We start from the raw sequence: 26,278 nt of genomic DNA on the forward strand, positions 1-26,278 counted from the left end.
GTCACCTTTCTGAAGTGCTGGGCTGTTTTTGCAAAGCGGTCATTGCAGAAAATGCGTGGGGAAAATGGTGGACAATATGCGTAAAAAAGGACCGGGCTTGTTGAATGGGATAGAAATGGTCGCCGTCAATCACCATTGGGCCTGTAACGTGACTCAGCCACTGACGCCAGGCATCGATCTGCTGCCAGGAGGCTTCGCGATCGTGGCTGCCGCATAATAACAATGCAGGCGTGCGCAGCGGCGGACAGACGTCGGGCGAGTCGTAGTGATAGCTCTCGGTGGCGTAAAAATCAGCGCGCAGAAGAGGAAGAAACAGCGACATTAATGCCTGGTTTTCCCGCAGTTCAGGAGAACATCCGCCAATGTCTATCAGTTCAGCGATAAAGCCGGCATCATCGCGATGGCTGAGCTGGCGTTCAGAATGCAGATGCGGGGCATGGCACCCGGAAATAATCAGTCCTTGCGGCGCATGCCCCCGTTGCTCCAGAAATCGGCAGGTTTCAAACGCCACCTGCGCCCCCATGCTGTGCCCGGCGAGTAAAAGCGGCGTGTCAGGCGATATGGTCTCTTCCAGTTCGTTCGCCAGCAGTGCCGCCAGTTGCGTAATGCTTCTGACCGGTGCCAGATGTCGAAGGCGATCGCGCCCCGGCCAGGTCACCAGAGAAAGCGCGCTGTTCGCCATTTGATTGTCTCGCCAGTGGCTAAACGCGCTACTGCTGCCGCCAGCGAAAGGACACATGACCAGATGTGCAGTATTGGCGTTCCGGGCGGGCCACAGCGGGATGCACATTGCAGATTGAGTCATAGCGCCTCCTTATCATCATCGTTGTAGAAATCGGCTAACCGGTCGTGGTGCGGCGGCGTCAGGTGTCTGATCTCCGCATTGCCGGTCTTACGTAAAATCTGCTGCCATAAACGTGATAACGCAGTCTGATGTACGCGTTGGCAGGCCGCTGGTGGATGTTCGCCCGCCAGATGGCTGCGCAACTGGTGTAGCAACCAACTGACGCCCTCCGGCCCGACGGTTTCGCAGCAGTCGCGCCAGCTCAGGGGCGCCGCCCTGCGCGTCAGACCCGGCAGATCGTGCAGGATCTCCGGTCTGCGGTAGAGACTGTGGGTGTTCTCCTGATGGTCTGTGACAAACAGACTGGATGACCAGATGACGGGGCCGTAGCTCGCCTCCAGCGAAAGGTGACCTTCCGGCCAGCCCAGCAGCAGGCGGTGCATGATAAGGCTATGCATATCTGGATCGTCAGGATCGAGATAGCGCTGAAGCAGCAGACAGGCTTCTCCCTCCGGCCAGAAGAGTCTCAGGCAGTGAAAATCGCTAAAGCTGCCAACCACGTCGCACTCCACGGCGGCGGCATCAACGCCCAGAGCCAGCAACAACAAATCCAGCGTGGAGTAGAGCAATTGTCGGCTGGTGGTAGCGTGTACCACCGGCGGCGTCTTAGCCAGGCAGCGACGCAGCTGCTGCGCATCGCGAAGCCATGTGCGTCCCGCGCGCGTATGCGGATAAAATGTGTTTACCCAATAGCAGCAACCCTGTTCCTGCGCCAGCGTTTGTAAGGAACGGATGTCATCCGGGTGGAGAGGATGCTCTTGAATGACGTGTACGCCACGCGCCAGAAAGTGTCTGGCAAGCTGCGTACCGGTTCCTCCGGCGACGGTCGAACGCACAACAATACAGGCGATATCCGGCATTCTGGTTATCTGTTCCGGCGAGGTATACAGCGGAATGCCAAACGCATGGGCCAGCTCTCTTGAGCGAGCACTTCCCTGCGCCAGCAGGCCAACCAGTTCCAGCCCCTCCGGGGGCTGCATAAAGGCATTCAGGTACATTTCGCCAAATTTGGCGCCCACAATCAGTACGCGTTGTTTTGCAGAGGTGGACGGCATCATAACGTGTTCTCCGGTTGCGTTGAGGTTGCGCAAAGCCAGCGCGTAATGTGTTGCGCACAAGCCTGAACGTGGGGGGCTTCCATCATGATTTGCCAGTGGCTGGCTTCAATCACATCGTCGTCGGCGTTGTTTATCCAGCCCTGCCACTCGGTTTCTGCTGGCGTCCAGCGCGCGGGTCTCCCGGCGGCATGCACCATGAGACAGGGGAGCGGAACGCTTTCGCCCGGCGTATGCTCAGTCAGTAAACGCAGCAGATGCGCGATGTTGTCGAGCCACGTTTCTGCCGCTTGCAGCGTCAGGTTTTGCGACACCATGCCGGCCGTTTTAGCGAGGCCGATAAAGTCGGCAAGTTGGCTGTCGGGCGTTTGCTGGTCAAAATGTTCGGGCAGCGCCAGAGGCGTTTGTCCTTCAGCTAACAGGCGCAGCAGGGCCGTGCGGTTTTCGCAACGGAAATCCTGTCGACACACGGGATCGATTAACGCGATCCGAACCTGCTCGCCTTTGGCGTACAGGCGCTGTGCGGCGCCCGCCGCAAGAAACGCGCCATATGACCAACCCGCCAACACATAAGGGCCGTGAGGCTGCTGGCGACGGATGCAGCCGACATACTCATCGATCATCTGGTCAAGCGTGGCAAAGCGCTGCGGCGATTTTGCTTGCAGGCCGAAAACGTGCCTGTTCAGCGCGCTGGCGAGCGGCAGCCAGGCGCTGATATCGCCGTCCGAAGCGTGGAAGACAAACAGAGTTTCGTCGCCGTCGCCCTGGCAAAGGGCGACTGGGTTGTCCTCTCCTGAGGTAGCCGTCTGTAGCTGGGCGCAGAAGTCGCTCAGCGTCGAATGGCTGAACAGATCCTGAAGGTTAGCCCTGGCAATCCCTCTCTGGTTTAGCTGCGCGACCATTCTTGTCGCCATCAGGCTGTCGCCGCCCAATTCGAAAAAGTCGTGATGCCTTGCCACGGGGCGAGACAGCAGCGATTGCCAGAGTTCAGCCACCTGTTTTTCCAGCGCCGGATCCCCCCCGGCAACTGGCGTGGGTTTGGCTGACTCAATCAGCGCATCAGACGGGGCATGCCGCGGCGTAAGTAACGCTTCTCTTTGCCGGATCTGTAAAACGGGCAGAGCGGTGCCAAAGCGCTGCTGTAAATAGCGGTTCACGGCTTCTTTATCCGGGCGATTTACGCCAGGCGAACGCGCCACCAGCAGATGCTGGCGCAGCGGCGACGATTCCTGCGCGGGCCACGCCAGCTCGTTGGCAAACCCGGCCTGAACGAGGACCTCTTGCCATGCGGAACGGGTGAGCATCGGTTTCTCATCCCGGCGGCGGAAATCGCGGTATCCGCTTAATCCCTCAATAAAGCCCACGCTCGCCAGTTGGAATACGCTGTTTCGCTCCGTCGCTTCAACGATCAGCAAACGTCCGCCGGCTTTCAGCAACAGTTTTAATCTGCGCAACGTCTGGACGACATGGCTGGCGTCGTGGAGCACATTGACGGCAACGATCAGGTCGTAACCCGACTCCGGGTGGGCGGTGAAATCCAGCGGCTGGTTGATGTCGAACAAGGCATAAGACACCCGCGATTCATCATGAAAGCGGGCTCTGGCGTCATTGAGGAACTGTGCGGAGACGTCCGTGAAGTGGTACGACTGCCGCGTGTTCCGCGTGGCCTTCAGCACCGGCACGGTAGTGGCGGCGGTTCCGGCGCCAACCTCCAGAATCCGTTCTGCGCCGCACAAGGCGGCAATCTGCGCGCTATAGCGATTCAGACAGGCGCTGGCGGGGTTGTCGCGATACAGCGCATCCGTCACACGCCATTGCTCGTTGAACAGCAATTCCAGCGGAGAACACTGCCCGGAGAAGAGGGCGTCGTGCCGGGCGATACAGGTTTCCAGATACTGCGCCAGCGCCTGGCTCCATTGGCTTTGCGGGCACGCTTCCTGAGGCTCAGGAATCTCGCTGAGCGGAACGCGGCACCGCCAGCTTTCACCCTCGCGGATTAACCACTCTCTTTCCGTCAGACACTGTAGATACTGGCGCAGCAGACGCTGGTGAGACGCTTGCGCGGACAACGCCTGTACTATTGCGCTAAAGCGATAGGCGATCTCCGGCGTGGTAAACAGGCCGTGACGATTTAGCGTAGCCGCGATCCCCTGTAGCGCACGCGCCTCCAGCCAGCGCCAGGTCGCTTCCAGCTCATCAAGTTGCGCCTGCTCAGGCAACGGCAGTGCCAACTGGGCGAGAACGTCCTCATCAGGCGTCGCCGCTGATGGCGACGGATCGTCGGCCATCACGATATCCAGCGTCAACGCGCCTTTTTCGGTTATTTCCGCTCTGGCCTGCCGGATGCCGGGGTATTCGAGCGTCGCCTGCTCAATATCCCGCAGGTCGTAGTCCGCCTGCGCGTTCAGCGGCCAGCGGCGGCGAGGAGCGTGCCCGGCGATGCCGCTGGCGAGAGTCCTCAGGCTTTCAGGGTCGGCGATGACGGCTTGCAGGATGGCGCAGTAGTCATTAAACATCGCCTCGGCAGCACCGGGTTCCAGCACGTTGTCCATGCAGTACCAGCTAAACGTCAACGCGCCGTCGCTCTCCATGACCTGATGATCCAGCCAGACCTGCGGTGTTTGCGTGAACACATAGCAGGGTTCGCCGAACAGATGGCTCATCGCCTGATCGATAGTCATGCCTTCCAGCGTCATCCCCAGCATACTGGTAAACACCACCGGCATCAGCGGTTGACGTTGTGACCCGCGCAGGCGGCCCAGCTCACGGATCACCTCAACACCGTTCATTTCACTGTGCGCCATGTTTTGCCAGAGGCGCTGTTGGGTCTGCTGCATCTGCTCTTGCAACGTCACCGGCGCTGAGAAGTTAAAATCAACCAGCGTGACGGAGGTAAAATCACCAATCAACTGGTTGATTTGCGGATGGATCGGCTGACGATTGAAGAAAGTCAGGTTCAGCGTAAATGCCGTGGCGCGACTCCAGCGCTCAAGGGTAGTGGCAAACAGCGTGAGCAGCGCGGCAGACGGTGTGACGCCTTGCTGCTGCCAACGCTGTTTCACGGTCTGCCATTCTTTCTTGCAGATCGTCGATTTGAAGGTGGTGAAGTGTGGCGTTTCCGGGGGGATCTCAACCACCGGCAGCTCTGGCGCCAAGGGCAGTTGCGGCAGTTTTTCCTGCCAGTAATCCCAGGCATCGTGCCATGCCGATGTCTGTCGGCGCGCCTGTTCAGCCATCACATAATCACGGAAGGTAATAGCGAGAGGCGCCAGCGTTTCGCCGCGCCAGACCTGTGCCAGATCGTCCATCATGACTTTAAAACTCTGCACATCGAACTGCAAAAGGTCGAGGTTCATGTGCAGGCGGTAATGACAATCGTCGATTTCGCTGACCACCAGCTCAAAAAGAGGCCACTGGTCGGCAGGCAAAACGCGATAGCTCAGTTCATGCCGCCGTTTTTCCAGCGCGATGCGTTGTTCTTCCGGGGAAAGCGCGCGCAGATCGTCGCGTGGGATGCGATATTCCGGCGTTGTCGCCAGGATTCGCTGCTGCCCGTCGGCATCAACCACCATGCGCAACATATCGTGGCGTGCGATGAGCTGGTTCCATGCTTTCTCCAGTATGGCGAGATCGAACTCATCGTGGCGTTTATCCCACTCAAACAGGACGTGACAGGCGACGCCGCCATAGCCAATGAGGTGGGTTCGCCCCAGCCAGTAGGCGTGCTGAATGGGCGTCAAAGGGAAAGGCGCATAACGCTCGTCGGCGTCGTGCTGCAACACTTCCGGCGGCGATACGGCAGGCGTCGTCTCTGGCTTAGAACAGATAAGCTGCGTGAGTCCATCAGGCGACAGATCCTGCCACGCCCGTTCCGCATTGATGCGTACGCCCAGGTAGTGCTGAATATCGCTACTGAGTTCAAGGAAGAGCAGCGAGTCCATGCCGAGTTGCAACAGATCCTGGTTTGGGCTCAGTGACGCCGGATCGCTCAGCCTTAGCTGAACCGCAATCCGCTTTTTCAGCCATGCCATCACCGCCGTTTTATCGCTCAGGCTGCCGTTAAAGGCGTTGTCATCAGCAGGAGGAATGACAGCCGTTGCGGCTTTTTCTATGGCACTGGTGTTAAACAGAGCCTGTTGTAACGGGGGCATTTTGTCGGTAAAAACGCGCATCGCCAGTCGCCACGGGGCGCCGCGCATCACCGCCTGTTCCAGGTGCCAGCAGCCTTCGGCATCGCTTAACGCGCCCATACCACGGCTGGTGAGCGTTGCCAGCATCTCCGGCGTGGCCGCCCGGCCACTTTCTCCCCATGCGCCCCAGGCGACAGAGAGCGTTTTCGGCGCATCAAGGGCGGAAAACTGCTGGGCCAGCCCGTCCAGGTAGCCGCAGGCCAGCGCATGGGCGCTCTGACCCGGCGCGCCGAGGGTAGAGGCAGCGGAAGAGTAGAGAATAAGATAGCGTCCGTCGTGGTTGCGCAGGGTTTGCAACAGCTGGTTTGCCGCCTGCGCTTTTACCGCAAAAACAGCGGCCAGCTGGTGGTTATCAAGCTCCTGCAAGGGCACGTCAGCCAATACGCCAGCGGTATGAATCGCTCCGGCAATGCCGCCGTTGGCCGCCAGATCGTCAAGAACCGTGGCCAGTTGCCCTGCATCGCCCACATCACAACGGCAGACGCGAATCTCCACGTCCGCTGTGTTGCCTGGCCATGACGCATCCACGCGCGGTGCCAGCAGGGCGATGCGTCGTGCCCCTTTTTCTCTGAGCCAGTTCACGGCAAGGCGGCCTAATCCGCCAAACGCTCCGGTCACCAGATGCCAGCGGCTGTCGCCGGTAAACACGTTTGCCGGTAATTCGGCGGCGCAGCCCGTATTGGACGCCAGTGAAGGGAGCCAGAGGGTGTTACTCCGTGCGGCAAGCCAGCGCTGTGATAGTGAGACTGCGCTCAACCCTTGATGCAGCGTTTCCCACGGGGTGTTTTCGGCGAGATCGATGGCGGCAAGCAACCGTTCCGGCTGTTCGTTGGCCGCGACGCGAAGCAAGGCCCATAGCGCGTGATGGGACGCAGAAAGTGCCTCATTTTCCTCTACTCGCCAGGCGCGGCGAGTGACCACAATCAATCCGGCTGCGCTGGCGGTGAGCGTCGCCATCACTTTCTCCGCTAAGGCCAGCGTATCCTCGCTCTCCTCAACAATCATCAGTCGCGAAGATGCGTGCGGATCGTGAATGATGCCGTATTGCGCCAGTTCGTCGCGGCGCGTAAGCGTATCGGCGCTGAAGCTGAAGGTAAGCGGATGGCCAACACTGGCGACGTTGAGGGGCGTCCAGCGCCATTGATAATGCGTTTGCGGCGTAGGAAGAGGCGCGGCGGGCGATAGCGGCAGCCACTCGCCATCAGGATGACGGGCTTCAACGCGCATCTGACCGCGGGAAAAAGCTTCGTTTTGCCAGCTTAAGCGAACCTCCCCCAGCCACTCCGGGGCGGCGACGAGGGGGAGAGCCACAGGGAGAGCGTCGCCATGACGCTGTGAGAGCAGGCGCCAGGCCTCCTGCCAGCGAGCGTTAAACCGTTCGGGTTGACCTGCGCAGTCAGACCAGTCGGCGAGATAATCACCGTTATCCGTCAACGCCTGCCCCAATACGGGTTCTGATGGCGCGGTGAATGTTACGGCACTGACCGCCTGACCGGGGAGCGTAGCGAGAATGATATGTTCGCTCATCCCGGCGGTCGGGCTGCCATCCTGCGGTAGCCACTCTACTTTGCTGAATCCGGCGTGGCGGCACTGTTGCTGCCACTGAGCGGTGGTGAGGAATAACTCGCCTTCGCGGGCGTCGAGATCCTGTAGCGGAAGGACCAACGGGCCGAAAACGAAATCAAACAGACGCATTGGCTGGGTGATTTCGCGCATCAGCAGACGCCCGCCCGGCTTGAGCAGGGGGCGCAGATTATCAAGCGTGCGGCCAATATGGCGGGTGGCGTGAATCACGTTCGCCGCCACAATAAGATCGTAAGACTGTGCCTGGAACCCCTGAGACTGCGCCTCTTTTTCGAGATCCAGCTCGTTGTAACGCACAAAGTCATAATCGGCGAATTTCTGCTGGGCGCGGCGGGTGAACAGCGCCGAGATATCGGTGAAATGGTACTCCAGCGCCGGAACGCCGTTGAGTTCCGGCAGCAGCCACGCGGTGGTGCCGCCGGTTCCGCCGCCAACTTCAAGAATACGCAATGGCTGGCGGGGCTGACGAGTCTGGAGCATGCCGCGTAATACCCCGGCGGCGATTTGGTTGAAATAGCGGCCGAAGCTGAATTCCTGATACAGCACCTCCACGCCGTCGGAGGCGCTTTGCGGGAAAATAATCGCTACCGGTTCTTCCGCGCCGCTCATCATTTCATATAACCGATCGCCGGCACGGGCGATGGTGTGGGGAATAGCCTGAAAACCTTCACAATAACCGGCAAGTTCCGTCAGCAGTGATTCCCGCTGTTGATGTTCAATGGGGCGGGCGCGAGCGTATTGCCCATCGATGCAGCGGTAATCGCCGTCGACCACGCAGTTATTCAGCAGGCGCTGGAGTAGCTGCTGGTAGCGGGGAAGCAGACGTCCACGGCGCATGATGGTCATGGCGTCCACGCCGTTTTCAATGGCATCGCCAGTACAGCGTTGTACCAGTTGATCGACATAGATGGCGTGCAGTCGCGTGGCACACTGTTTGAGTGCGTCCAGGCGGGGGAGATCGAGCGCTGTCGCGGCGCGACTCGCCACTTCCAGCCCGGCAGACAGCGCTGTGTCGGCAGGCTCGCAGGCCGGGGAGACGCGCTCTTTCCAGTAACGCTCACGATCAAACGGATAACATGGCGCAGCGATACGTTGTCCATCGCCCGCCAGTAGGTCAGCCCACGGTAGGGTGACGCCTGCCGCGTACAGCTGGAGAAGCGCCTGATTAAGGACAGCGCTCGCCTCCTGGTTACGCCGGGCGCTGGCTATCCAGTATGCGTTATCGCGGTATTCGCGCAGCCCGGAAGAAATCAACTGGGCATCGGGCCCCATTTCAACAAAAACGCGGGCGCCGAGCTGATGCGCCACCTGAATACTCTGGATAAAACGCACCGGCTGGCGCATGTGTCGGCGCCAGTAATCCGCCTGGTTGAGCGTTGACTCATCAATAACGTCCGCGGTGAGTGTGGATATCAGCGGTACTTGCCCCGGCTCGGCGAGCAGACCCGCGCAGGCGGCCTGGAAGCGATCGAGTATTGGTTCCAGTAAAGCGGAGTGCGCCGCGCCGGTTACGCTCAGGCGTCGATAGTTAATGTCATGCTGCGAGAGTGTGGCGCAAAATAGCTCGAGACGGGCTTCCGGTCCGGAAAATACCGTATGTTGCGTGCCGTTGTTGGCGGCGAGATCCAGCTCAAACTGGCGAGCCAGCGGCATCAGCGAATCTTCGTCTGCAAATACCGCCACCATCGCGCCGCTTGCGCACTGCTGCATCAGTGCGCCGCGTCGACAAACCAGGGGCATGACCTGTTCAATCGTATAGTGGCCGCAGACGACGGCAGCGGCGAATTCACCGACGGAATGGCCAATGGCGAAGTCTGGCTTCAGTCCTGCAGCGCGCCAATGCGCCGCCATCGCAATGTCAAAGGCGACAATCGCCGGCTGGGCCCAGGCCATATTGTCCAGCTGCGCAGAGTCGGGGTTAAACATCGCTTCGCGCAGTGACGGCGTGAGCATGTCGCCACAGGCGGAAAAACAGCGATCCAGCGTGTCGGCAAACGCCGTTGAGTGCTGGTACATTGTCTGACCCATGGTGCGCCAGTGCGAGCCCTGGCCGGTAAACAGCCACACCTGCTTGCCGCTGGCGCCGTGGCCGCTGTAAACCAGCGCCCCCGATTTCTCACCGGCCCAGGCGCTCAGCGTAGCGGCGGTTTCACGGTTTAATGGCGCCGCCAGGCGGAAGGGAAGATCGAGACGGCGCGCGTGCAGGGCCGTGAAGGCCAGATCGCTGGCATCCGCATTCTCCCTCAGCGCCCCGGCATAATCCGCCGCCAGCCGCCGCAACGCGCTGTCGCTGGCGGCGCTGAGCAGCAGCGCGGTACTTTTTCTGCCACCATCCGTATTGAGGTGGCGCGCGTTGAGCGCGTCGGGCAGCGAGGCGACGATCATATGGCAGTTGGTGCCGCCAATACCAAAGGAGGAGACGCCGGCATAGCGCATTTCGTCCTGCCACGCCTGCGCCGACACCGGTATGGTAAAGGGGCTCTCTTCAAGCTTCAGCGCCGGGTTTGGCGTGTGAAAATTCAGTAATGGAGGAATTTGCCCGCGGCTGACGGCCAGAACGGTTTTTAGCAGTCCGGCAATGCCCGCCGCGGTATCCAGATGGCCCATATTACTTTTCACGGAACCGAGCGCACAGCGCTGATCCTGCGGGCGAGGCGCATAGACGTTGCGTAACGCTTCAATTTCAATCGCGTCGCCCAGCGGTGTGCCGGTGCCATGGGTTTCAATGTAACCTACCTGCCTGTCGTCGATGGCCGCCAGCATTAACGCCTCTTCGATGACCGCCTGCTGCCCTGCGACGGAAGGGGCGGTATAGCCGACCTTTCTGTTGCCGTCGTTGTTGACCGCGCTGGAGAGGATCACCGAGATAATCGGATCGCCTGACAGCAGCGCGTCTCTCAGGCGACGCAGCACCACGCAGCCGAGACCGTTACCGGCCCAGGTGCCCTCAGCCGAGGCGTCAAAGGGACGACAGTGACCATCAGGAGAGAAAATCATTCCGGGCTGGTAGCGGTAGCCCGCCTGCTGGGGGAAAGAGAGCGCCACGCCGCCGGCAACCGCCATATCGGATTCGCCTGCGCGCAGGCTTTCACAGGCCAGATGCACGGCAACCAGCGAGCTGGAGCAGGCGGTCTGTACCGATAACGCCGGGCCGTGCAGGTTGAGTTTGTACGCGGCGCGGGTGGCAATATAGTCTTTATCATTGCCCATCAGAGATTGCAGCCCCTTTACCTGCGCGACTTCTGTCACGTTCAATGCTTCGCGACCGGGGTAGGTACTCATCCGGGAAGAGGCGAAAACGCCGGTCTTGTGGGGGACGTCACCAGGGGCATAACCGGCATGTTCCAGCGCATGCCAGACCGCCTGCAAAAACAGGCGCTGCTGGGGGTCCATCGATTCCGCTTCCTGTCGCGAATAGCCAAACAGGGTGGCGTCGAAGCAGTCGGCGTTGTCTAGCACCGTACCGATATTGACATAATGAGGATCGTCAATGATGGCGGCATCCAGACCGACGGCCAGGAGCGCTTCGCGCGTAAAGCGTCGGCTGCATTCACGACCTTCCAGCAGGTTTTGCCAGAACGTTTCGCCATCCGGCGATTCAGGGAAATGGCAGGCGTAGCCGATAATCGCGACAGGCTCGCAGCCCGGGTAGTATTGAGCGATCGATGCATCAATGGAATCTGCTGTCGGCGCAGAAGAGAAGCGCAAGTTATCCATAATCGGTCCCGTTTCCTAAGATTCACAAAGTCAATGGAACGCCATGCATTCGCGATGGCGTTCAGGGGAAAAATCAGTTTGCTTCGCGCTATATCCGCCGCTGACGACGGCGAACCGGGCGAGGACGTTTTGTTTTCTCCGCCGAAGCGACGCCGGCCAGATAATCGGCCAGGGTGGCAGGAGAAGGGTGGCTGAAGAGGTCAAGCAACGTCAGGGTGGAAAATTCGTGACGTTGTAATAAAACGTGCAGTTGCACCAGATTCAGCGACGTTGCGCCCGCCTCAAAGAAGTTTTCTGCGGGCGTGACAGACTCGCCAACCACCTCGCGGAAGGCGTCGCAAATCAGGCTGACGGTGCTCTCGTCCGCCACAATGTGTGGCTGAGAGTGCTCGGGGCATACGCGCTGTGAGCGCTCTGCGCATTGCCCTGCCTGTTTAACGGGAGGCGCCAGCGCGGTGAGCGGCAGTTGCCAGCTGCTTTCATCCTCGGCCATTCGGTTTAGCAATGCGCAATACTGTTCAAACTGGCGCTCCACCTGCCCGGCAGGAAACAGCGCGGCGACAAAATCCCAGTTAAAGCGCAGTTCGCCTTCGGATTCATAAACCTGGTGATCGAGCCAGACCTGCGGCGTCTGGGAGATGCCCCAGACCGGTTTGAGAAAATTACGCCGGGCGAGGAAGTTATCCTGCTCAAAGCCCAGCGCGCTGGTAAAGACGACGGGCATCGGAATGGCGGGCACGTTTTGCCGTTGCGCCAGTTGACGCATCACGCGGATGGCCGACACATCGCGGTGGTTGAGGTTGTGGCTCAGCCGCTGCTGTAGTGACTGCGCGCAGTGCAGCCAGCTTTTGCCGGGATGCCAGCTCAGCAACATCAGCGAGGTAAAATCGCCCAGAATCTGGTTGATTTGCGGGTGCAGCGGTCGCCTGTCGAAAAGCGTAAGGTTAAGCGTGAACTCAGGCTGCGCACTCCATGCAGAGAGAACCGTTGACCACACCGACAACAGCACGGCCGACGGGGTGAGATGGGCGTCAGCCGCCCGTTTTTTCAGACGATGCCAGCGCGTGCTGTCCAGCGCGCCGTTCAGGCGGGCGAAGCGCGGTGTTTCAACCTCCTGAGGCAAGCAGCGCAACGGCAACGCAGGCGCCGGAGGAATATCATCAAGCTGCGCCTGCCACCATGTCAGAGAATCTGGATTGGGCGACTGTAGCGAGGGTTGTTGCAGATAATCCCTGAAGGTGACGGGCAGCGGCGGAGGCAGCTGTTGCGGGTAGCGGTAGCCGTGCTCCAGCTCCGCCAGCAGGATCTGCATGCTCAGACCGTCAAGCAACAGGTTATCCAGACACAGCCACAGGCGGGCGGGCATCCCGTCCACGTATCCAACCTGGAGATCGAATACCGGCCACACTTCGGGATTGAGTACCTGATGCGCCAGTTTTTCGCGTACCCGCAACGCCTCTTCTGGCGTATGGAGGGTGTGTGCGGGTATCAGCCAGGGGGGCGTCTGTTCGAGCACCTGTTGCCGTCCATCACGCACGACGGCGCGCAGCATATCGTGACGGGCGATTAATCGGTTCCAGACCGTCTCCAGCCGGGTGAGGTCCAGATCGGCAATTTCAAATTCAACAAAGAAATGTGAGCCGACGCCGCCCAGGGCAAAGCCCGGCTGACGCCCCACCAGGTAAGCCTGCTGCACATCGGTAAGCGCAAAGGGCTGGTAGCGTTCTTCAGGGGAGTGGACGAAGGGTTGTTCGACCGGGACGTCGATTTTCCGCAGCGTGGCGGCAAAATCCGCCAGCCGGGGATGATTAAACAGGTCGCTTAATTGCGCTTCATAACCTGCCTGATGGAGTTGCCCGGTCAGACGGGTCGCCAGCAGGCTATCGCCGCCTTGCTGGAAAAAGTCGGTTTCTCTGGTGACATTGCCAGTCGATAAGAGTTGCTGCCAGAGGGCGGCAACCTGTTTTTCAATGTCGCCCTGGGGTAAATCCGCTTCGGCCTGGTTTTCCGCTTCAGGGGTATGACGACGCTTCAGCGCCTGATAGTCAATTTTCCCGTTCGCCGTCAGCGGTAAGGCGTCGAGGAAAACGATTCGTTGCGGCACCATCCACCCAGGCAGGCGCCCGGCGAGGGCGGCCTGAAGTTGACGGGGATCGCGGCGCACTTGGCTATCGGGACATTGTACGAGGAAGCGTTGTAACCCCGCGACGTCATCGCCATGCTGACAGTTGAAGGCGGCTGCGCTAAATAACGCAGCCCAGTCGGCGCTATTATGCAGTAAGGCCTCCGACTGCCCATCGGTTAACAGAAGCGTACTGAGCAAGGCGGACGGCGTTAACTGGCGAAACTCCATCAAGTAGAGCAGCGCGCCGGGAACGGCAAGCTGTTGTAATGTCGCAAGGAGCCCGGGATCTTCCGGCAGCAGACGATGCAGGGCGTTATTAAGCCAGATAATGTCCGCCGAGTGAGCGTGCGCCGCCAGCGTGTCTGCATTCCAGGGGGATAGACGAGCACCAGGCCAGGAGGCGAGCCTCTGCCGGGCGCTCAGCAGCATCTCCTGGCTCTGCTCAAGCCCGACATACTCAATCTGTCCGGCGTTGAGCTGTGTTAACAGCGATTCTGCGGCGCGGCCAGTGCGAGTTCCCACCTCAAGCAGGCGTACCGGGCGCTGTAAGCGTTGTGCAAGCTGTTGGCAAATTGTCGCCAGTTCCTGAACATACAGGGCGCTGGCCGGATGGTTGAAGGCCAGGCTTTCCGGCGACCACTGCGCGTCGTTGAGTAACGACAGTTCGTCACGGGTGCCGCGAAGAATTTGCGATAACGTTAAATCATGTCCGCTGAAATGCGGATGTTTATCTTCGCGCTCTTCACCAGCACAGACCTGATAACCTTCAACCACGGGCTTCAGTCGCCGTTGCGTCACCAGGAATGCTAACCAGCGTTCCACCACGGCCTGCCAGCGCGGCTGGATAGCGAGTGAGTTCATCAGGGGGAGAGGATCGGTGCCAGTGGTGTGACCCGGCTTTAGTTTTAACAGGCGATGCTGAAGGAAATCGGCTACCTGTTCTGCGGAGATCTCTGGCGAGATGACGCCACAGGGCAACGTTCCAGCAAGCGTGTGCCACGCCTGCGGCAGTGCCGGATCCCGATGATCGGTAATGCAAAAAAACTCGCCCTGAGGAACAACGTATGCCGCCAGCGTTTTTTCTTTTTCGCCGATCGCCAGAACGGTTGCTTGTTTCACTCCCGTCAGTTGGCTGAGCGCGCTTTCGATTTCGCCCAGCTCGATGCGATATCCTCCGACTTTGACCTGCTTGTCGCGACGACCGAGAAACTCTATTGTGCCGTCTGGCCAGTAGCAGCCGAGATCGCCGGTGCGATACCAGCGCTCGTCCGGGGGGAGCGTCAAAAATTGCTGCTCGCTGCGCAGGGGATCGTTGAAATAGCCTTCTGCGACCCCGATACCGCCAATCCATAATTCGCCCGGCACCCAGTCAGGGCAGTCCCGGCCCCGTTCATCCACCACCCGGTAGCGTTGGTTGGTTAGCGGAAAACCGTAAGGGATGGAACGCCAGTGGGCAGGGACGTCGTGAATTTCGCAGGCGTTAGACCAGATAGACGCCTCGGTGGCACCACCCATCGCGATAAATTGTCCTTGTGGGCGGAAGGCCCGATAACGGGCGGGGAGGTCAAGCCCGATCCAGTCGCCGGAAAGCATCACTGCGCGCAGGTTTTCCGGCATGGCGTCGGCGAACCCTTCACACCAGGTCAGCAGCATATCGAACAGTGCCGGGACGCTGTTCCAGAGTGTGACCTGATGGCGTTGGATCAGCTCACACCATGCGTGAGGATCGCGCCGTTGATTTTCCATCACTATAATCAGTGCGCCGCCCGCACGCAGTACGCCAAAAATGTCGTAAACCGATAAATCAAAATGCAGGGCGGAGAGGGCCAGCACCCTGTCATCGGGGCCAACCTGATAACGGGTATTGATATCGCAACAGGTGTTGAGCGCTCCCCGGTGCGAAATGACTACCCCTTTCGGTGTGCCGGTAGAACCGGAGGTGTAGATAATATAGGCCGGTTGCGTGGGGTCGCGTACCACCGGGTTGACGATCGGCTCCGCCTCAATGGCCTGCTGCCAGGCAAGGACGGGAATATCGTCTGACCAGGCGTTGGCGTCGTGCTGGCAAATGAGCACCAGCCGGACGCTGGCATCAGAGTAGATTTTCTCGCGCCGTGTGGCAGGCTGGTCCAGCGAAACCGGAACGTAAACCGCCCCGGCCAGCAGGACGGCCAGAACCGCAACAAGTTGTCCTGCGCCTTTCGACATCGTGATCGCCACATTATCGCCGGGCTGAACTCCGCACTCGATTAACCTGCCCGCGCAACGGTGGGCATAGTCTGTCAGCTCATGATAATTCCACTGATAATGTCTGTCCGTTACCGCCAGCGCCTGCGGCTGTTGCAGGGCGATACGGAAAATGCCTTCATGCAGCAAGCCTTCGGGAATGGGGGTGCCGGTGGCGTTGACCCGTTCGCGTATCGCGCGCTGGCTGGCGGGCATCATATCTGCGAACGGCTTTTGCCAGGCGCTTTCGTCATCGCAGAGTTGGTTAATCAACTGGCAGTAAGCGTCGAACAGCGTTTCGACTAGCGCGGGAGGGAACAGCGCGTCGTTGCTGTCCCATTGCAGCCAGACCTCGCCGTGATGCTCGAACGCCAGATGATCTATCCAGACCTGCGGCGTTTGCGAGATGCCCCATTCCGGCTCGCCCAACGGTGATTTTGCGCGGCTGCTGTAGAGGGAGCGGCCCAGATTGCTGGTAAATACCACCGGGGCACCGTGGGGGTAGCGCTGCTGGCGTTTGAGTTCACGGAGTAGTTCGACGCCGGACCAGTGGCGATGCTCCCAGTCCTCTGTAAACGTCAGCTGGTTTTTACGCGCCAGGTTGCCGACGGTATCGCCGTCGCAGGCGGTATCCAGCAGAAGAATATTGGTGAAATCGGCAAGCATCGCGTCAATTGCCGGGTGCAGCGGCTGGCGGTCGAATAAGGTGATGTTAAGCAGCAGACGCGTCAGGCCGCCCCAGCGAGCCAGCACGGCAGAAAAACAGGTCGCCAGCGCCATGGTCGGCGTCACGCCATACTCACCGGCCCGGTTGCTAAAGGCGTGCCAGCGTGTTGCCGGGACAATCATGCGGCGTCGGGTATTACGAACTTCACGCAGCGTGGCGGGTTCGCAGGCCAGCGGCAAGACGGGCGCGGGGGGAAGCGTCGATGCTTTCGCCAGCCAGTAAGCGCGCGCGTCGTCTCTCAGTGGTTGATTGATCTTCTGCTGGTGCAGCAAATACGAACGGAAATCATAGCGGGTGTCGATAGCTGACAGCGATTCTCCGGCCAGCAGGGCGTTAAGCTCATCGAAGAAAAGCGTAAAGCTGGAGGCATCCATAATCAGCAGGTCAATATTGACATGGAGGCGGTGGCGATTGTCCGGCAAGAGCGTCAACTGAAAATCAAACGTTTCGCCGATCTCCACGCGTAAAAGACGGTGGCTCAGGCGCTGGCGCAGCGTGTCCAGATAAGCCTGGTGGCTTTCAGCGTCATTATGGCGTAAATCATGAACGGTGACGCCGTTCCAGTAAGGTTGCGGTAGCCAGATCTGCTGCCCGTCGGGGCGAAAGGCGATTTGCAGCATTGGGTGGCGTTGCTGCAAGGTCGTGATGGCCTGCTCCAGCTGCGACGCCGTCAGACAATGGCCTTCAAACTCCTGATACAGGTGGCAACCCACGCCGCCAAGCGTCTGCCCCGGCATGCGGCCTGTCAGGTAGGCGTGCTGTACCGGCGTCAATGGGAAGGGGGTGCTTTCGGTCATGTTTGGCCAGGATGATTCGTCGGGCAGCGCTTCTTCTTCCGCGTTCTCCGGCGACCGGCTGAGCATTAACTGATTCCATGCCGCCAGCGTGGGGGCGGCATACAGCTCACGAAGGGTAAGGTGGTAGCCATTTTTACGAAACCAGTGTAACCATCTCATCAATCTCATTGAATCCAGGCCTGCCTGGATCAGATTGCTCTCTTCATGTAACTGCTGCGGCGTTAAATTCAGTTCCTGTATGAGCCGCTCGCGTAACTGTTGGTAATTAGCCGCGTGGCAGTTGTCCGGTAATAGCGAATCCTGAGATGATGCGCTAGAAATCATTCTTCCTCCTGATGGCACGTCTTACCGAAATTCATTTCTTATATGAGAATAATAATTATTAACAATTGAATGCTACCCGAAACGGGTTTATTTATGCCCGTTTCGGGTTGGTAACAGGTGGAAAGAACAGAGGCCCGGATGGGGTATCCGGGCCTCTGTCAGGGAGGAATTTATGGGGACGCGACCCCGGTTACATCACGCGTTTAAAGGTCGAAGGGGTTACGCCAAACTGTTTCTGGAAGGCGGCAGAGAAATGGCTGGCGTTGGCATAGCCCAGATCGGCCGCCACCGTCATGACAGAGGTATTGCCGTTGGCCAGGCGTCTTCTGGCTTCCTGCATTCGTTCAGCCTGAAACAGACCATAGACGCTGTTGTTGAACAGAACTCGGAAGCCTCGCTTAATTTTGAGAACGCTCAGGCCGGACTCTCTGGCCAGCTCCAAGGCGCCCGGCGCTTGCGTCAGATCGGCCAGCAGCAGATCCTTCGCCCGCAGCAGTTTCTGGCGGTCCATCGGGTTGATGTGGCAGGAAAGGCAACTGACGTCTTCGCGATGCTCATCCAGCACCAGACTGAGCATGACCAGACTTTGCCCCTGCAACCATAGCGTCGACGGCTTTTGTTCATGACTGAAGCCGCCGTGCATGCGCATTAGCGCGTGACGCAAGGCCTGAGCCGTTAAGTGGGTTTCAGCATTACAACGCTGCTGCTGGCAACAGCAGTGGGAGTCGATCTTATTCTTAATGGCCGCGCTAATATCCGGTACCCACAGCGCGAGGGTTTCAGGGCTGAAGGAGAGGGTAATGCTCTCGAATCGGCCACAATAGGAGGCGCTGCCGCGGCAGTCTGGCGTATGGGTAATGTAATGGCGATTACGCGCAAGCTCCCAGTCGGTGTGACGCCTGAGTCCCTGAATCGCAAAGCGTGATGTGCCTTCCAGGATGCACGAGAAGTTAATCCTGCCCAGATCGTCGTATAGCTGCAACGTCTCAGGCTGCGCAAAATGGCCCCTCCAGAGCAAAATATCCATACCTTCCTGCAACGAACAGCGCAGCAGTTCACACTGAGCAGGAATATTGCCATTGTTTGTAGGTTTCCCGACCACCAACTGGTGAATAGAGATTTCAGATTGCGTTTGCGCTGACTCCGTCATGACCTGGTTATCTCCCTGTGGCTTAGACCAATGCGGGTATAAATAGAACCGAATGGGGTAGATGAGTTATTGATAATGGTTATTATTCACAATAATTCTCCGAGCGCCACCCTGAATTGTCGTTTTTGGCGCCCGTAAAAATTCATCAGGAAATTCAGTCACTCCCATGTCATCTCAATCATCCAATACTGAATCGCTGTCCCGATTTCCTCTCTGGCAGGTGATTATACCGGTGCGCCGGAAGGTTATTTTAGCTATGGCGCTGGCGGGGCTGGCGGCATTAACCAGCTTGGGGGCGCTTCTTTTTCTGGCGTGGAGCCTGCGCGATTTTCGCACGACGCCTGACGCTATTCCGGCCTGGCCGCTGGGCGGCGTGATCGGCTGCGTGGTCTTGACTTTTGTTCTGCGCTTGCAGGCGTTCAACATCTCTCATTATGCGGCTTTTCATCTGGAGAACATTCTGCGCAGCAGGTTAGCCCGTAAAGCATTGCAGCTTCCGCCTGGCGTGTTACAGCAAATGGGTAGCGGATCGGTGGCGAAAGTGATGCTGGATGACGTGAAGTCGTTACATATCTTTGTGGCTGACAGTACGCCGCTCTATGCCCGCGCGATCATCATGCCGCTGGCGACAATCATTATCTTGTTCTGGCTGGACTGGCGGCTGGCAATTGCGACGCTGGGGGTACTGGCGTTTGGCTCGGTTGTTCTCGTGCTCGCCCGCCAGCGTTCGCAAGATATGGCTCAGCGTTATCATAAGGCGCGCGAGCAGGTTAGCGCGGCGGTTATAGAGTTCGTGCAGGCCATGCCCGTGGTGAGAACGTTTGATAGCGGCAGCACCAGTTTTTTACGCTACCAACGCGCCCTTGAAGAATGGGGCGATGTGCTCAAAACCTGGTATCGCAAAGCCGGTTTCTCAGCGCGTTTTTCCTTCTCGATTCTGAATCCTCTCCCGACCCTATTTGTCCTGATCTGGTCGGGGTACGGCCTGCTGCACTATGGCAGTCTCGATTTTATCGCGTGGGTGGCCGTTTTACTGCTGGGCAGCGGAATGGCCGAAGCCGTGATGCCAATGATGATGCTCAATAACCTGATCGCGCAAACGCGTTTAAGCATTCAGCGTATTTATCAGGTTCTCGCGATGCCGGCGTTATCGCTACCGCTGTCTGATCAGCAGCCGAAAGAGGCGAGCATTACCTTTGAGCAGGTGAGCTTTCATTATCAGCAAGCGCGTACTGGCGCCGCGTTGCAGGAGGTGAGCTTTCATGTGCCTGCCGGGCAAATTGTGGCGTTGGTCGGGCCAAGCGGCGCCGGAAAAAGCACCGTGGCGCGCTTGCTGCTGCGCTACGCCGATCCAGACAAAGGCCATATCCGTATTGGCGGCGTGGATCTGCGCGATATGCAGACGGACACCCTGATGAAGCAACTCTCGTTTGTGTTTCAGGACAACTTCCTTTTTGCCGACACGATAGCCAATAACATTCGTCTGGGCGCGCCGGATACGCCGCTGGAGGCGGTAATAGCGGCGGCCAGAGTGGCGCAGGCCCATGAGTTTATTAGCGCGCTGCCAGAAGGTTACAACACGCCAGTCGGGGAACGCGGAGTATTTCTCTCCGGCGGCCAGCGGCAGCGCATTACTATCGCCCGGGCCCTTTTGCAGGATCGCCCCATTTTGGTCCTTGATGAGGCGACGGCGTTTGCTGACCCAGAAAACGAAGCTGCGCTTATCAAGGCGCTCGCGGCAGCCATGCGCGGTCGGACGGTCATCATGGTCGCACATCGTCTCTCAATGGTGACTCAGGCCGATGTGATATTGCTGTTTTCCGACGGCCAGCTCAGGGAAATGGGGAACCATACGCAACTGCTGGCGCAGGGCGGCCTGTATCAACGGCTCTGGCAACATTATCAGCAGGCGCAGCATTGGGTGCCGGGTGGAGCACAAGAAGAGGTGGTGGAAAATGAAAGACAATAATCCTGCGGATAACCAGGCCTGGCGCGTCATCTGGCGCCAGCTTATCTCCAGCGTTGGCAGTGAGGCCAGGATGCTGCGGTGCAGTATGCTGGCGCTGTTGCTGGCGGCATTTATGCAGGGGATCGCCTTTGCCTGTCTTTATCCGATCATTGATATGCTGTTACGGGGAGACGCGCCGCAACTGCTCAACTGGGCTGTGGCCTTCAGCGTTGCCACGATTGTGACGCTGGCGCTGCGCTGGTATGGCCTGGGCTTTGAATACCGTGGTCATCTGGCGCAGGCCACCCATGAGTTGCGCCTGCGACTTGGCGAGCAGTTACGCCGCGTGCCGCTGGAGAGGCTCCAGCGCGGCAGGGCGGGTGAAATGAACGCCTTGTTGCTGGGCAGCGTGGATGAAAACCTCAATTATGTTATTGCGATAGCCAATATTTTGCTGCTAACCATTGTCACGCCGCTAACGGCGTCGCTGGCGACATTGTGGATAGACTGGCGGCTGGGGCTGGTGATGTTGCTGATCTTCCCTCTACTGGTGCCGTTTTATTACTGGCGCCGCCCGGCCATGCGGCGACAAATGCAGACGCTTGGGGAAGCGCACCAGCAGCTGAGTGGTGATATCGTTGAATTTGCTCAGGGGATGATGGTATTGCGCACCTGCGGCAGCGATGCCGATAAAAGCCGGGCGCTGCTGGCGCATTTTAATGCGCTGGAAAACTTACAGACCCGCACTCATCGTCAGGGCGCTGGCGCGACGATGCTGATCGCCAGCGTCGTGGAGTTGGGCCTACAGGTGGTGGTGTTATCCGGGATCATCTGGGTAGTGACGGGCACCCTGAACCTCGCCTTTCTGATTGCCGCCGTCGCGATGATTATGCGCTTCGCAGAACCGATGGCGATGTTTATCAGCTACACCTCGGTTGTGGAACTGATCGCCAGCGCCCTGCAACGGATTGAGCAGTTTATGGCGATAGCACCGCTTCCCGTCGCAGAGCAAAGCGAGATGCCGAAACGTTACGATATCCGCTTTGACAACGTCAGCTATCGCTACGAAGAAGGTGACGGCCACGCACTTAATAATGTTTCTTTGACCTTCCCGGCAGCCAGTATGAGCGCGCTGGTGGGCGCCTCCGGCGCAGGCAAAACCACGGTCACCAAACTGTTAATGCGCTATGCCGATCCGCAGCAAGGGCAGATTTCTATTGGCGGCGTCGATATTCGCCACCTGACGCCAGAACAGCTCAATAGCCTGATTTCTGTTGTTTTCCAGGAGGTCTGGCTGTTTGATGACACGCTGCTGGCGAATATCCGTATCGCGCGCCCACGGGCGACGCGGCAGGAGGTGGAAGAGGCCGCCCGCGCGGCGCAGTGCCTTGAGTTTATTTCCCGTCTTTCGCAAGGCTGGCTGACGCCAATGGGGGAGATGGGTAGCCAGCTATCGGGCGGCGAGCGCCAGCGGATTTCCATTGCCAGAGCGTTATTGAAAAACGCGCCGATCGTCATTCTCGATGAACCAACCGCCGCGCTGGATATTGAAAGCGAGCTGGCGGTGCAAAAAGCGATCGATAACCTGGTCCACAACCGGACGGTGATTATCATCGCTCACCGTTTATCCACTATCGCCGGGGCCGGAAATATTCTGGTGATGGAAGAGGGACAGGTGGTTGATCAGGGTACTCATGCGCAATTGCTCTCCCGTCATGGACGTTATCAGGCGCTTTGGCAGGCGCAAATGGCCGCGCGCGTGTGGCGCGACGACGGGGTTTCCGCGTCTGGAGAGTGGGTGCATGAGTGACGTTCAGTCGAATGTGAAACCGCTGACGTTGACGACCAGGCGGGTGATTTTTGCTATTGCCGGCGTCTATGTGACGCAGAGCCTGGTATCGGCGCTGTCTATGCAGTCCTTACCCGCGCTGGTGCGCGCTGCTGGCGGTTCGCTGGCGCTTGCCGGTGCGACAACCCTGTTCATGTTGCCTTGGGCGCTGAAGTTTATTTGGGCGCCGTGGATCGAACGCTGGCGGCTTCCGCCCGATAGCCCCGAACGCCGTTCCCGCATGTTAATCCTGCGTGGTCAGGTCGCGTTAGCGGCGATCCTGATGATTGCCGCAGCGATTGGTTGGTTCGGGCGAGAAGGGGGATTTCCTGATGCGCAAATCGCCGCGTTATTTATTCTGTTTATGGTGGCAGGTACTGTCGCCTCCACCATTGATATCGCCAGCGACGGCTTTTGCGTTGATCAACTGACCCGCGCGGGTTACGGCTGGGGAAACAGCGTGCAGGTCGGCGGCAGCTATCTGGGAATGATGTGCGGCGGCGGGGTGTTCCTGATGCTGTCGGCAGCATCTGCCTGGCCTGTTGCCATGCTGATGATGGCGGTGCTGATTATGGCGCTGTCATTCCCGCTGTGGCGTATTACGGAGCCGACGCGAACAGCGGCTATCCCACATGTTCCGGCGTTAGGTTATGCGCTAAGGAGGAAACAGGCGCGCCTGGGCTTGCTGCTGGTATTGATGCTGAATTCAGGCATGCGGTTTGTACTGCCTCTTCTGGCGCCGCTATTGTTGGATCATGGGTTAAGTATGTCAGCGTTGGGCGCGCTGTTCAGCGGCGGCAATATTGCGGCGGGCATAGCAGGGACGCTGGCCGGCGGATTGCTGATGAAATACACCTCACCCGGCAGAGCGCTGTTGACGGCTTATGGTGTCCAGGGGATCGCGCTGCTGGCGGTGGTGGTGACGCTCATGATGACGCCGGGTCATCTGCTGCCGATTCTCCAGTGTCTGGTCATTGTCCAGTCCATTTCGCTGGCCTGTGCGCTGGTCTGTCTTTATGCCACGCTGATGTCGCTTTCATCGCCTTTGCAGGCCGGTGTCGACTTCACCCTCTTTCAATGTACTGACGCGGCAATTGCCATTCTGGCTGGCGTTATCGGCGGCGTTGTTGCTCAACATTTTGGCTATGCGGCCTGCTTTCTGTTTGCCGGTGCATTCACGTTGCTGGCGGCGTGGGTTGCTTATATCCGGCTGCATGCGGCAAGAGAACTGATGACAAGCGCAATTGATTGATCCGGGAATAACACAGAGAGGTAAGGGATGAAAATCAGTGAATTTCTACACCTGGCGTTACCAGAGGAACAATGGCTGCCGACGATTTCTGGCGTTTTACGCCAGTTCGCAGAAGAAGAGTGTTATGTCTATGAGCGTCAACCCTGTTGGTATTTAGGCAAGGGGTGCCACGCACGGCTGCACATTAATGCCGACGGAACGCAGGCGACATTTATTGATGATGCCGGGGAGCAAAAATGGGCGATGGATTCCATTGCCGACTGCGCGCGTCGTTTTATGGCGCATCCTCAGGTGAAAGGACGTCGGGTATATGGACAGGTTGGGTTCAACTTTGCGGCGCATACACGGGGGATTGCCTTTAACGCCGGAGAGTGGCCGTTGCTGACGTTAACCGTTCCCCGTGAAGAACTTATTTTTGAAAAGGGAAATGTCACCGTTTATGCGGACTCCGCCGATGGGTGTCGACGTCTGTGCGAGTGGGTGAAAGAGGCTGGTACAACGACGCAGAACGCACCACTGGCGGTGGATACCGCCCTCAATGGTGAGGCGTATAAACAACAGGTTGCGCGCGCCGTTGCGGAGATCCGCCGTGGCGAGTATGTCAAAGTGATTGTCTCGCGCGCCATTTCCCTGCCATCGCGGGTTGATATGCCCGCCACGCTGTTATACGGGCGGCAGGCAAACACGCCTACGCGTTCGTTTATGTTCCGTCAGGAAGGGCGCGAAGCGCTGGGCTTTAGCCCGGAACTGGTGATGTCAGTGACGGGCAATAAAGTGGTCACTGAACCGCTTGCGGGCACCCGCGATCGCATGGGAAACCCTGAGCATAATAAGGCGAAAGAGGCAGAACTGTTGCACGACAGTAAAGAGGTGCTTGAGCACATACTTTCTGTCAAAGAAGCTATTGCTGAACTGGAGGCCGTTTGTCAGCCGGGCAGCGTGGTGGTTGAAGATTTAATGTCGGTTCGCCAACGCGGCAGCGTTCAGCATTTGGGGTCTGGCGTGAGCGGTCAGCTTGCGGAAAACAAGGATGCCTGGGATGCGTTTACCGTGCTGTTTCCGTCGATTACTGCCTCAGGTATCCCTAAAAATGCTGCCCTGAACGCGATTATGCAAATTGAGAAGACGCCGCGAGAGCTCTATTCCGGCGCAATCCTGCTGCTGGACGATACGCGCTTCGATGCGGCCTTAGTCCTGCGGTCCGTATTTCAGGACAGCCAACGCTGCTGGATACAGGCGGGGGCGGGAATCATCGCGCAATCTACGCCGGAACGTGAACTGACGGAAACGCGGGAGAAATTAGCGAGCATTGCGCCCTATTTAATGGTTTAAGGGTGACTGTTTTTAACCCCACAACTCGGAGAGTCCAAAGACAATTGAGTGACTCTCTGCCTCTTCTGTGACGTTACTCCTTATTTCTTTTCTCTTGATACGATATTTGAGATATCAGAGACGTGAACCGCCCGGATTGACTAAAAGGTACAGGCCATGAGAATCGGAAACTTTGAAAGGTTTAGCGGGTGGTTTTAAGCTGCGGATTTTAGTGTCGTTCAGAGACATAGGGTGGTCACTCCATAATCGAACTGAAATGACCCCAAATCAGACTACCAATCTTGCCCGATGCGGAGGGGGAAAAGAAAATGCATCGGGAAGCCTTTTCACACTAACTTGTTGAATCTAAATCGTATAAAGAGTCGTGAAGATGCATGAAAACATAAATATGGCTCCCTGACTGGGATCGCCTTTGCCAGTAAGTGGCTAATAAGTAAGCTAATCCTGAAAGCTCTCCCGGTCAAGACCACCAGAATGACCACCAATAGTTGCGGTTTCCATAAATCTGGTATGAGCGTTCCGCTGCATGGGTGAACATGACTATTTTACTCTCTGAAAATGAAGCGTAGTTAGAGGTAACGTCGAAGGCGTTTATCCTATGTGAAACTGTGTGCAAAGAGGTTTAACTGTCGGCTGAGTGCCAGGAGCGGAAGTTAGTAGAGAGCCCTTTTTGTTACTGATATGATCATAAAATAGATAAAAGAGGTGACGCATGGGTACTGACACTATAGTTACGCTGTTTAGATACAAGCGCTGGATAGATATTGAAACACTACAAGCGATTAAAAGAATTGATGCATCTGCGAATGCAGAAAAACGCCATCTGACGCTCAGATTGATGAATCACATACATGTGGTTGATATGATCTTCAAGGCTAACATTACCGGGCAGAAGCATTTCTACACCGCACTGAATACGCCAGAGACCCCCTCTGCTGATGAGCTTCTGATAACGATGGCAGAATGTACAGACTGGTATATTCAATATGTCAATTCTATATCCCTTGCTGACCTTACGGAAACAATTAAATTCCAGTTTGTCGATGGTGGACTGATCTTACCCAGCAATAGTGGACACGCGACTAAGTGAGTAAACTCTCAAGCAAGAGGTGACTCACATGACAAAACCAGCATCAACCACTAAAAAGCCACGCAAGCAACATACACCTGAATTCCGCG

General features: G+C 58.0%; 9 protein-coding genes and 2 pseudogenes. 5 read left to right on the forward strand and 6 right to left on the reverse strand.

The window, feature by feature from the left end; all coding sequences use genetic code 11:
- Position 1: 1 nt before the first annotated feature.
- The 5 genes from ybtT to ybtA form a co-directional block, all read right to left on the reverse strand.
- Positions 2–805 (reverse strand): yersiniabactin biosynthesis thioesterase YbtT, encoded by an 804-nt coding sequence (gene ybtT / locus AC2AXP_RS15380; RefSeq protein ID WP_273869485.1) that lies wholly within the window; start codon positions 803–805, stop codon positions 2–4.
- The gene (gene ybtU / locus AC2AXP_RS15385) at positions 802–1,902 is read right to left on the reverse strand and encodes a yersiniabactin biosynthesis oxidoreductase YbtU (RefSeq protein ID WP_273869482.1); all 1,101 of its coding nucleotides are present in this window, start codon (positions 1,900–1,902) and stop codon (positions 802–804) included. The genes ybtT and ybtU overlap by 4 nt, the downstream gene beginning before the upstream one ends.
- Positions 1,899–11,390 carry a yersiniabactin polyketide synthase HMWP1 gene (gene irp1 / locus AC2AXP_RS15390; RefSeq protein WP_484381791.1) on the reverse strand — a complete coding sequence of 3,164 codons (9,492 nt, stop codon included), beginning with the start codon at positions 11,388–11,390 and terminating at the stop codon, positions 1,899–1,901. Before irp1 ends, ybtU begins: the two co-directional genes overlap by 4 nt.
- Before the next feature lie 88 nt (positions 11,391–11,478).
- Entirely contained in the window at positions 11,479–17,589 is a 6,111-nt protein-coding gene (irp2, locus tag AC2AXP_RS15395) for a yersiniabactin non-ribosomal peptide synthetase HMWP2 (protein ID WP_484381792.1), read from the reverse strand.
- 190 nt (positions 17,590–17,779) lie between these two features.
- Positions 17,780–18,739, reverse strand: coding sequence for a yersiniabactin transcriptional regulator YbtA (gene ybtA, locus AC2AXP_RS15400; RefSeq protein ID WP_273869476.1), 960 nt, complete (start codon positions 18,737–18,739; stop codon positions 17,780–17,782).
- A gap of 256 nt (positions 18,740–18,995) precedes the next feature.
- On the opposite strand from ybtA, the gene ybtP reads away from it, so the two are divergent.
- Genes ybtP through ybtS form a run of 4 tightly spaced genes read left to right on the forward strand, consistent with a single transcriptional unit; the run spans position 18,996 to position 25,099 of the window.
- Complete coding sequence (gene ybtP / locus AC2AXP_RS15405) at positions 18,996–20,708, forward strand: yersiniabactin ABC transporter ATP-binding/permease protein YbtP (protein ID WP_484381795.1); 1,713 nt, start codon at positions 18,996–18,998, stop codon at positions 20,706–20,708.
- Positions 20,695–22,497 (forward strand): yersiniabactin ABC transporter ATP-binding/permease protein YbtQ, encoded by a 1,803-nt coding sequence (ybtQ, locus tag AC2AXP_RS15410; RefSeq protein WP_484381793.1) that lies wholly within the window; start codon positions 20,695–20,697, stop codon positions 22,495–22,497. The genes ybtP and ybtQ overlap by 14 nt, the downstream gene beginning before the upstream one ends.
- Positions 22,490–23,767, forward strand: a complete 1,278-nt coding sequence (ybtX, locus tag AC2AXP_RS15415; protein ID WP_273869472.1) for a yersiniabactin-associated zinc MFS transporter YbtX — start codon at positions 22,490–22,492, stop codon at positions 23,765–23,767. Before ybtQ ends, ybtX begins: the two co-directional genes overlap by 8 nt.
- Before the next feature lie 27 nt (positions 23,768–23,794).
- Positions 23,795–25,099, forward strand: a complete 1,305-nt coding sequence (ybtS, locus tag AC2AXP_RS15420) for a yersiniabactin biosynthesis salicylate synthase Irp9/YbtS (RefSeq protein ID WP_484381794.1) — start codon at positions 23,795–23,797, stop codon at positions 25,097–25,099.
- Between the two features lie 117 nt (positions 25,100–25,216).
- Here ybtS and AC2AXP_RS15425 read toward each other — a convergent pair.
- Positions 25,217–25,327: pseudogene (locus tag AC2AXP_RS15425) on the reverse strand (Arm DNA-binding domain-containing protein); the annotation flags it as partial.
- Positions 25,328–25,811: 484 nt separating this feature from the next.
- On the opposite strand from AC2AXP_RS15425, the pseudogene AC2AXP_RS15430 reads away from it, so the two are divergent.
- A pseudogene (locus AC2AXP_RS15430) lies at positions 25,812–26,150 on the forward strand (DinB family protein); the annotation flags it as partial.
- Positions 26,151–26,278 lie beyond the last annotated feature (128 nt).

This window comes from Serratia sp. Sp408 (assembly GCF_057180665.1).

What these genes read in the sequence shown, in the direction of transcription:
- ybtT (WP_273869485.1), bottom strand. Translation starts at nt 805, where the DNA reads ATGACTCAATCTGCAATGTGCATCCCGCTGTGGCCCGCCCGGAACGCC.
- ybtU (WP_273869482.1), bottom strand. Translation starts at nt 1,902, where the DNA reads ATGATGCCGTCCACCTCTGCAAAACAACGCGTACTGATTGTGGGCGCC.
- irp1 (WP_484381791.1), bottom strand. Translation starts at nt 11,390, where the DNA reads ATGGATAACTTGCGCTTCTCTTCTGCGCCGACAGCAGATTCCATTGAT.
- irp2 (WP_484381792.1), bottom strand. Translation starts at nt 17,589, where the DNA reads ATGATTTCTAGCGCATCATCTCAGGATTCGCTATTACCGGACAACTGC.
- ybtA (WP_273869476.1), bottom strand. Translation starts at nt 18,739, where the DNA reads ATGACGGAGTCAGCGCAAACGCAATCTGAAATCTCTATTCACCAGTTG.
- ybtP (WP_484381795.1), top strand. Translation starts at nt 18,996, where the DNA reads ATGGCGCTGGCGGGGCTGGCGGCATTAACCAGCTTGGGGGCGCTTCTT.
- ybtQ (WP_484381793.1), top strand. Translation starts at nt 20,695, where the DNA reads ATGAAAGACAATAATCCTGCGGATAACCAGGCCTGGCGCGTCATCTGG.
- ybtX (WP_273869472.1), top strand. Translation starts at nt 22,490, where the DNA reads ATGAGTGACGTTCAGTCGAATGTGAAACCGCTGACGTTGACGACCAGG.
- ybtS (WP_484381794.1), top strand. Translation starts at nt 23,795, where the DNA reads ATGAAAATCAGTGAATTTCTACACCTGGCGTTACCAGAGGAACAATGG.